Genomic DNA, 4,418 nt, shown 5'->3' with positions numbered 1-4,418 from the left:
CCCCTGCTCCAGCGGTCCGGCGGGCGCGGGCCCGGTGTCCTCCTCCCCCGGCGCGGAGGTGGAGTCGGCGGCGGCGGCCCGCGAAGGCGCCCGTACCCGCGTGGCCACGTCCGCCACGTCCCGCTCGTACAGCTCCGGGCGGTATTCCTCGAACGCGGGCTCGGAGGCCTGCTGCGTCTCCGCGCTGGCCTCGTCCTCGGTCAGCGCGCGGCTGTACGGGGCCCGCTGGACCACGGACTTCTCGAGCTCCTCCGCGCGCAGGTCATCCATCTCCGCGCCAAAGATGGGCTCCAGCGTGAAGGGCTCCTTGAACGGCGGGGGCCCCGCGCTGACGTGGCTCATCTCGTTGGGGAACAGCTCCCGCACGAAGCGGCGCACGTCGTCCGCCGAGGGCATGCCGCCGCTGGCCGCGAGCTGATTGCGCAGGGACATGGCGAACTCGCCACAGGAGCGGAAGCGGCGCTGCGGCGTGGGCTCCAGCGCGCGGAGGATGAGGGGGTCCAGCCGGGAATTGATGCGCCGGTCCACGCGGCTGGGCGGCGGCAACGCCTCGCTGCGCCGCGTGGACACCCCGCCGCTGCCGGACACCACGGGCTCACGCTGGGTGAGCAGCTCGTAGGCGATGGCGCCCAGCGAGTAGATGTCCGACTGCGCGGAGTGCGGATCGCCCCGCGTGACTTCCGGCGCGCGGTACGTGCCGCGGCCCCGGTGGCCAAACGACTTGCGCAGCTGGGGCACGGCCATGAGGGCGCGCAGCGCGCCGAAGTCGCACACCGCGGGCAGGCCGTCATGCGACAGCACCACGTTGCCCGGGGTGATGGCGCCGTGCACCACGCCCGCCTCGTGTGCCTGGTCCAGGGCCTCCAGGAGCTGGATGATGATGTGGAGCGCCACGGTGGGCGGCAGCACCACGTCCTTGGAGTGCAGGCGCTGGAGCGCGGTGCCCAGGGTGAAGCCGTCCACGTCCTCGCGGACCACGGCCAGGCGCTGGCGGATGACGCCCAGGTCCACGACGTGGAGGATGCCCGGGTGCCGCACGGGCTGGAGCAGCCGCGTCGTCTCCGCCAGGTCATGGGCGTAGGCCGGGTCCGACGTCCTGGGGTGGAAGAGCTTCACCACCACGGGGATGCCGGGGATCTCGATGCCCTGATACAGCTCGGCCAGCTCCCCGCCTTCCACCTTGCCCGTCAGCCGGTACGTGGCCGTCATCGCTTCTTTCGCGCCGGACGTCGCCGCGTGACGGCGGAAAAGACGAAGCCACACCACACGCACGACTCACCGCGGCGGCCACGCGGCAGCTCCAGCGTGCACCCCGGGCAGCGAGGACGGGCCCGGACCGGGCGCTCGGCCGCACGCTGGGCCGTCCGGCGCGCGGCGGGCGCGACGCTGGGCTCGGAGGCGGGCTCGACGCTGGGCCCGGTGACGGCGACCTTCAGACGCAACCGGGCCTCCAGCCGGCGGACCCGGTCTTCGAGCGCGGCAATCCGGGCGGACAGGCGAGCTTGAACCGCCTCGGGGGCCTCCGAGGGCTGTCGTCGGGTGGGCGAGCGCATCGCAGAACCCGAAGCGTGCCACGCCGGCTCCAGACCCCGCAAGGTAAGAGCCGGGCCAGCCACACGCGTGTTATGTGTCTGAGTCCCTTGGCACCATCACTTTCCCCGTTCCGTCCCATCCCGGGTGGGCCTGCGCCGGACCCGCTTCACGGGAGCTTCCGTTCTCCCCTCAACCGAGCCCGCGCCGAGGACGCCGCGCAGCGGGCCGGTGGACTGCTCGCCGACGAGGAGCTCACGCGGCTGCTCACCTCGCCCCGCGAGCGCCGGGAGGTGGTGCAGCGGGCGCGGGACATCTTCGTCAACCGCAACCTGCGCATGGCCAGTGTCGAGCTGTTCGGCTTCGACATGGATTACACGTTGGCCATCTATCACATGCGCCGGCTGGAGCAGCTGTCGTTCGACATGACGCTGGCGAAGCTGGTGAGTGAGTACGGCTATCCGCCGGTGGTGGGCGGGCTGCTGTACGACCACCACTTCGTGATGCGCGGGCTGGCGGTGGACCGCGTGAACGGCAACATCCTGAAGATGGACCGCTTCGGCCACGTGGGCCGCGCGTACCACGGGCTGCGTCCGCTGAAGCGCGAAGTCTCTCGGGAGCTGTACCGCAACAAGCGCGTGCGGCTGCGCAACCCGCAGTTCGCGTGGAACGACACGCTGTTCGCGTTGCCGGAGACGTGCCTCTTCGCGGGCATCATCGAGCTGCTGGAGTCGCTGGGACACACGGTGCAGTACGGCAAGCTGTACGACGACATCCGTGAGGCCATCGACACGGTGCACCGGGACAACTCGCTCAAGCGCGAGGTGCGCAAGGACCTGGCGCGCTACGTGTTCCTGGACCCGGAGCTGGGGCCGGCGTTGCACAAGCTGCGCTCGGGTGGGAAGCGGCTGTTCCTGCTGACGAACTCCGCATGGGACTACACGGACGCGGTGATGAAGTACCTCCTGGACGGGCAGCTCGCGGAGTACCCGAGCTGGAGGAACTACTTCGACGTGGTGGTGACGGCGGCGGGCAAGCCGGGCTTCTTCACGGACGCCCGCCCCTTCCTGGAGCTGGACGCCTCCACGGAGGAAGGCCGCGTGGTGGGCGAGGCCACGTCACTGGAGCGCGGCAAGGTGTATTCGGGCGGCAACCTGGCGCGCTTCGAGGAGCTGACGGGCTACCGGGGCGAGAACATCCTGTACGTGGGCGACCACATCTACGGCGACATCCTGAAGTCGAAGAAGTCGTCGCTGTGGCGCACGTGCATGGTGGTCCAGGAGATTGAGGACGAAATCACGTACACGGCGACGCGGCAGGAGGAGATTGGCACGCTGTCGCAGGTGGAGGTGCTGCGCGAGCGCCTGGACGACGAGGTGAACCACCACAAGACGCTGCTCAACCTCCTGGAGCGGCGGCTGGAGCGCGAACAGCTGGCGCCGGATGAGCGGCTGGGCGTGGAGGAGCTCCGCAAGCAGACGAAGGTGGAGCTGGACCGGATGCGGCGGGCCTTGAAGGAGGCCAACGAGGTCGCGGACACACTCGAGGAGGACGTGGAGGAGGGCTTCAACCCGTACTGGGGGCTGCTCTTCAAGGAAGGCAACGAGAACAGCCGCTTCGGGTACCAGGTGGAGCAGTACGCCTGTCTGTACACGAGCCGGGTGTCGAACTTCCTGCACCATTCGCCCATGCAGTACTACCGCTCACCTCGCGACAAGATGGCCCACGAGCAGGCCGGCGCCCTGTCCGCCAGGCTGTCCCCCATGGGCAGCGAAGGCCCCCCGAAGGGCGCCGGGAACGAGGAGTCCTCAGGCGACGTGTCAGACCCTCCCGTAGGATGGGAACCTGTCGGGTAGCCATCCCCGGAGGTTGGATGCTACCTTGAGGACTTCACGGGTTCCATCCAAGGGGAGGCGCGGGCATGGGCAGGGGCAAGCATCGGAAACCAGCAACCTACGAGGACCTCGAGCAGCTTCCGGTCGGCTGGGTCGGAGAAATCGTCGACGACGCGCTGTATGCCTCGCCCAGGCCCGCCTACGGGCACCTGCGGGTGTCCAGCCGACTGACGAGCCTCCTCGCGCATCCCTTCGAGCTCTCACGAGAGGGGCCTGGCAGCTGGTGGTTCCTGGTTGAGCCCGAGCTCCACCTCGCTCGCGATGTGGTGGTGCCCGACGTGGCCGGGTGGCGCCGCGAGCGGCTGCCAGAGCCCCCAGACCCCGAGCTGCCCTGGTTCAGCACCGCGCCAGACTGGCTGTGCGAAGTCCTGTCCCCTTCCACGCGAAGCCTGGACCGGGTCCGGAAGATGCCGCTGTACTTCCGCGAAGGCGTGGCGAACCTGTGGGTCATCGACCCCGTGCGCCAGTCGCTGGAGGTCTACCGGCGTGGGGCCACGAGCTGGGTCCGGAGCCAGCTGTTCACGGGGAGCGTCACCGTGAGCGCGGAGCCTTTCAAGTCCCTCCCTCTGGACCTGGGCCTGCTGTGGACGCCGCGAATGGGCAGCACCGTGCAGCCGGGATGACGGCCCTCACGGCTCGGCGGAGGCCCCCACGCGGCCCCAGATGACGTCGGTGAAGCGCGAGCCGGGCTCGTCCTCCAGGCCCAGCTTGCGCAGGTCGTCCGTGTACTTCGCGCCCTTCACCACCACCCACCGCCGCGCCACGCGCCGGGCTTCCGTCAGCGTCTCCCGCGTCAGCGGCGCGTGCTCCGCGAAGCGGCGCAGCATGTCGAACGCCGGCTGCGACTTGCGCGGCTTCGCGAACATCGGGTCGAAGAAGACGACGTCGAACGCGCGCGACGGCAACGTCTTCAGGTACTCGCGGGCATCCGCGTGCAGCACGTCAATGGGCCCTGAGTCCTCGCCCAGCGCGTAGCGCCGCAGCCCCTCCCCC

At 69.9% G+C, this 4,418-nt stretch carries 5 protein-coding genes; 2 read left to right on the top strand and 3 right to left on the bottom strand.

Annotated features, from left to right (window positions below; all coding sequences use genetic code 11):
• Both G4D87_RS34190 and G4D87_RS34185 read right to left on the bottom strand, forming a co-directional pair.
• On the bottom strand, positions 1-1,209 hold a 1,209-nt coding region (locus tag G4D87_RS34190), incomplete at its 3' end, for a serine/threonine-protein kinase (protein ID WP_240358835.1).
• Positions 1,206-1,553, bottom strand: a complete 348-nt coding sequence (locus tag G4D87_RS34185; RefSeq protein ID WP_163786867.1) for a hypothetical protein — start codon at positions 1,551-1,553, stop codon at positions 1,206-1,208. The genes G4D87_RS34185 and G4D87_RS34190, both read right to left, overlap by 4 nt.
• Positions 1,554-1,625: 72 nt before the next feature.
• Here G4D87_RS34185 and G4D87_RS34180 point away from each other — a divergent pair, with 72 nt between their 5' ends.
• Together G4D87_RS34180 and G4D87_RS34175 are read left to right on the top strand one after the other, a co-directional pair.
• Positions 1,626-3,386, top strand: coding sequence for an HAD-IG family 5'-nucleotidase (locus tag G4D87_RS34180; protein WP_163786866.1), 1,761 nt, complete (start codon positions 1,626-1,628; stop codon positions 3,384-3,386).
• 65 nt (positions 3,387-3,451) lie between these two features.
• Positions 3,452-4,048, top strand: coding sequence for a Uma2 family endonuclease (locus G4D87_RS34175; protein WP_163786865.1), 597 nt, complete (start codon positions 3,452-3,454; stop codon positions 4,046-4,048).
• A 6-nt stretch (positions 4,049-4,054) separates the two neighbouring features.
• Here G4D87_RS34175 and G4D87_RS34170 read toward each other — a convergent pair.
• A partial coding sequence (locus tag G4D87_RS34170; RefSeq protein ID WP_163786864.1) for a class I SAM-dependent methyltransferase occupies positions 4,055-4,418 on the bottom strand: 364 nt, incomplete at its 5' end.

Origin of the sequence: Myxococcus vastator (assembly GCF_010894475.1) — a bacterium.
In the GTDB taxonomy this organism is placed as follows: domain Bacteria; phylum Myxococcota; class Myxococcia; order Myxococcales; family Myxococcaceae; genus Myxococcus; species Myxococcus vastator.
This window is presented reverse-complemented; position numbering and strand designations above follow the sequence as displayed.

Excerpts from the sequence above, each read along its gene's own strand:
- G4D87_RS34175 (WP_163786865.1), top strand. The coding sequence starts at position 3,452 with ATGGGCAGGGGCAAGCATCGGAAACCAGCAACCTACGAGGACCTCGAG.
- G4D87_RS34185 (WP_163786867.1), bottom strand. The coding sequence starts at position 1,553 with ATGCGCTCGCCCACCCGACGACAGCCCTCGGAGGCCCCCGAGGCGGTT.
- G4D87_RS34180 (WP_163786866.1), top strand. The coding sequence starts at position 1,626 with ATGTGTCTGAGTCCCTTGGCACCATCACTTTCCCCGTTCCGTCCCATC.